This is a genomic window from Acidobacteriota bacterium, assembly GCA_034211275.1.
Classification (GTDB): Bacteria; Acidobacteriota; Thermoanaerobaculia; order Multivoradales; family JAHZIX01; genus JAGQSE01.
Genome location: JAXHTF010000317.1, coordinates 1 through 3,973 on the forward strand (window position 1 = coordinate 1; position 3,973 = coordinate 3,973).

4 protein-coding genes are annotated in these 3,973 nt (G+C 67.3%); all 4 read left to right on the forward strand.

What is annotated here, in order from left to right:
* Positions 1–856: diadenylate cyclase (locus SX243_25430; protein ID MDY7096331.1), on the forward strand; the 856-nt coding region annotated here is incomplete at its 5' end.
* Positions 853–2,331: a wax ester/triacylglycerol synthase family O-acyltransferase gene (locus SX243_25435; GenBank protein ID MDY7096332.1), complete on the forward strand. Its 1,479-nt coding sequence runs from the start codon at positions 853–855 to the stop codon at positions 2,329–2,331. The genes SX243_25430 and SX243_25435, both read left to right, overlap by 4 nt.
* Positions 2,328–3,125 carry an alpha/beta hydrolase gene (locus tag SX243_25440; GenBank protein ID MDY7096333.1) on the forward strand — a complete coding sequence of 266 codons (798 nt, stop codon included), beginning with the start codon at positions 2,328–2,330 and terminating at the stop codon, positions 3,123–3,125. The genes SX243_25435 and SX243_25440 overlap by 4 nt, the downstream gene beginning before the upstream one ends.
* A 582-nt stretch (positions 3,126–3,707) precedes the next feature.
* A partial coding sequence (locus tag SX243_25445; protein ID MDY7096334.1) for a hypothetical protein occupies positions 3,708–3,973 on the forward strand: 266 nt, incomplete at its 3' end.

A 3,973-nucleotide genomic window follows, 5' to 3' on the forward strand; every position in this document is an offset into this window, starting at 1 on the left:
CTTCGACCACCACTCTCCCGGCCACGACGGCGCGGTGATTCTCCACGGCGACCGCATCCAGCGCTTCGCCGTCCATCTACCGCTGTCCAGCGACCAGCGGGAGGTCGGCCCCGGCGGCACCCGCCACGCCGCCGGTCTCGGCTTGGCGGAGCTCACCGACGCCCTGTGCATCGTGGTCTCGGAGGAACGGGGAACCGTGTCGGTGGCTCGGGACGGCCATCTGCGGATTCTCGACAAGCCGGAGACCCTGGCCTCCGAGCTGGAGAGCTTCCTGGGCAGCCAGGAGCCCTCCACTACCGCCGGCATGGTGTGGGCGCGGGCCGCCCGCCGCTGGCGCGAGGCGCTGGCCGCGCTGGCCACCGCCGGGCTGCTCTGGGGTTTGCTGGTGGGCGGCTCGGGCCGCGGCGAGCTAACCTGTGAGATTCCGGTGGAGGTGCAGAATCTACCCCCCGGCTACGAGCTGGAAGGCGTCGAACCTGAACAGGTGGAGGTGGTGCTGGGTGGCCCCCGGCATCTCTTGCTGCTAGGGGAACCGGAGGGTCTGCACGTGACCCTCGACGCCGTATTGGTCCAGCTCGGCCGCCGCACCTACCAGCTGAACGCCCAGCAGATCGCCTTGCCGCCGGAGCTGGAGGTCAAATCCATCCGGCCACGGCGGGTTCGGCTCTCGGTGATCCCTCCCCCCGGTGCAACCTTCGGTGCCGACACCGACGAGGTCGCCGCACCGGCTCCACCGTCCTCCAGCGAGGAAGAGGAGGCTTCGGGAGGGGACTCCGCAGCACCGGCAGAAGATTCCGGCGAGGCGGACGAAGCGGTTATACTCCAAAGCTCAACCGTGGAAGGCTTAGCGACATGAGGCAACTGTCGGGGCTCGATGCCTCGTTCTTGGTGCTCGAGACCGCCGACTCACCGATGCACATCGGTGCCACCGTGCTGCTCGATCCTTCGACCCGAGAGGGCGGGCTGAGTTTCGGCGACTTCCGCCAATTCCTCGCCTCGCGCATCGGCGCCATCCCCATCTTCCGCCAGAAGCTCCAAGAAGAGCCCACGGGGCTGGGAAAGCCCTATTGGGTGGACGACACGGAGTTCGACCTGGACCACCATCTGCAGCGGGCGGAGATCCCCGAACCCGGTGGCTGGCGCCAGCTGCGGGCGCTGATGGAGTGGGAGTTCAGCCAGCCCCTGGACCGCAGCCGGCCGCTGTGGCAGATCACCTTCGCCGAAGGCTTGGGGGCGGTGCGGGGTCTGCCCGAGGGTTGTGCGGTGCTGATCAGCAAGGTACACCACGCGGCCATCGACGGCCTCTCCGGAGCGGAGATCCTCGCCGCCCTCTTCGACCTCTCCCCCGACGCACCGGCACCGCCGCCGGAGACCGGCTGGAGCCCCGAGGATCCACCGGGAACCCTCGCCCTGCTGAGCCGAGCCGGCCGCAACCTCGCCTCCAAGCCCGGGGAGATCACCCGCACCGTTCGCCACACCCTCACCGGTGCCGTGCGCGCCGGCGCCGCCCGAGCACTGGGCCGGGTGGAGCCTCCGCCATCCCCCTTCACCGCCCCCCGCTGCCGCCTCAACGCACCGGTCACCGATGAACGGGTATGGGACGGCGTGGTGCTCTCGCTGGAAGGGATCAAAGAGATCAAGAATGCAGCCGCCGATACCGGAATCCAAGGCGCCACCGTCAACGATGTGGTGCTGACGGTGTGCTCCGGTGCCCTGCGCCGCCACCTGAGCGAGCTGCAAGAGCTGCCGGAGGATCCCCTCGTCGCCATGGTGCCGGTCTCCGTGCGCCCCGAAGAGGCGCGATCCGCCATGGGCAACCAGGTCACCGCCATGCTGGTCTCCCTGGCCACCGATCTGGAGCAGCCCGGGGAACGGCTGACGGCGATCCGCAGCGCCGCCAACCGCAGCAAGATCTACCAACAGGCCCTGGGCGCCGAAACCCTCAGCGACTACACCCGCTTCCTCCCCTTCTCCCTCGGCGGTCTGGCCACCCGCTTGTACAGCCGCATGCACCTGTCGCGCTATCACAAGCCCATCTTCAACCTGGTGATCACCAACGTTCCCGGGCCCCAAGTGCCGCTGTACATGGCCGGCACCCGCATGCTCGCCCACATCGGCGCCGGCCCCATCTTCGACGGCATGGGCATGATCCTGGTGATCTTCAGCTACGCCGGCTCCTTGGCCATCGGCGTCACCAGCTGCCGCTCCATTCTTCCCGATGCCAGCGTCTTCACCCGTCACCTCGCCGCCTCCTACGGTGAGCTGCGCCAAGATCTTGGCCTCGCCGCCGATGCCGGCGCCGGCAAGATCCTCTTCCTGGGGGATTCATGAGCAGCTCCCTCAAGCCTCCATCCAATCTGCTGCTGCTGGCGGAGGGGCGCATGGTCTACGAAGCCGCCGCCGGACTGCTGGCGTGGCCCCTGCTGCGCAAGGCCCCGGAAGGCGATGGCCATCCGGTGCTGGTGCTGCCGGGCTTCCTCGCCAGCGATGCCTCCACCGTTCCGCTGCGGCGCTTCCTGCGCAGCCGCAACCTGCGCTCCTACGGCTGGGCTCAGGGCCGCAACTTGGGGCCCCGGGAAGGGGTCGAGGAGCGCATGCTGGAGCGCATGCTGGATCTCCACCAGCGGCACGGACAGCCGGTCAGCGTGGTGGGCTGGAGCCTCGGTGGCATCTACGCCCGAGAGCTCGCCTGGAAGGCTCCGGAAGCCGTCCGCCAGGTGATCACCCTCGGCAGTCCCTTCGCCGGCGATCCCCGCGCCAACCGTCCCTGGCGGCTCTTCGAATGGCTCAGCGGACGGACCGTCGACGGCCTCGAAGCGGAGATGATGGACCGCCTGCGACGACCGCCGCCGGTGCCCGCCACCGCCATCTTCAGCCGTAGCGACGGAGTCGCCGCCTGGCAGTGCTGCATCGAGAGCTACGGCCCCCAAAGCGAGAGCATCGAGGTGGTGGGCAGTCACCTGGGGCTCGGGTACAACCCTCTGGTGCTCTACGCTGTGGCGGACCGCCTGGCCCAGCCCGCGGACCGTTGGCGTCCCTTCCAGCGCACCGGCATCAAACGCTACTTCTACGACAAGCCGCTACGCCGCCGCGATCAGCCCGTCCCCGGTCGTTCGTCCACTTAGCAGCTCACTGGTTAGCAGCGCACTGGTTAGCAGCGCGCTGAGCAGTAGCGCACTGAGCAGTAGCGCGCTGGGCAGCCCCGACCGGAGCTGCCTGGAACACCGGCGGCACACTTTCGTCAATCAATTGCCGAAATAACAGCTTTGCATATGTATCGACCTGCAAGGCTCCTTGAATCTATTGTCTAAGATGTCATTGACTTCCCAAGCTCGTACTGATACAACATCAAGCACTTGATCAGCGATGCCTGCGTAAGGCTCTGAGATCTCGCGCTCCCCGCGCGGATCCAGACAGCACCACTCCTGCCCAAAGGAGTCGTCCGTAGGCGCTGTCCGCGGCTCTGTAACCGGGCACGCCAGGGCTCGACCTGCCCTTGCTTCCCTGTCGAGCCGCTCGTGCATTCGTCTGGCCGCCGCAAGCTTCCTAGAAGAGTTGTAGAGCGGCTGGATACCACCCCCCCGGTCCCTATCCTGGAGGTTTCAGTACTTATGAATCGTCTGTTCTGCCGATGTCCTCGCGGCGTTATCGCCGCCCTCTCGTTTGTTTTGATCTGTGCCCTCGCTGCCCCCCTGGCAGCGTCGGAAATGTCCCGTAACAGCCCTCAATTCCTCACCGGCCCGGCCACCGGAGACGCCCTCGACCTGGCCGTCGACTTTCTGCGCAGCCGCACCCAGAAAGGTGCCGCCGAGGTGGACTTCAACTCGCTCGCCGTGCGCGACCGCTACACCACCACCCACAACGGCACCACCCACCTCTACCTGACCCAGCGGGTTCATGGGCTGGTAATCGCCAACCAGGTGATCAATGTCAACGTCAGCGCCCGCGGCGAGATCATCAACCAGGGCGGCCG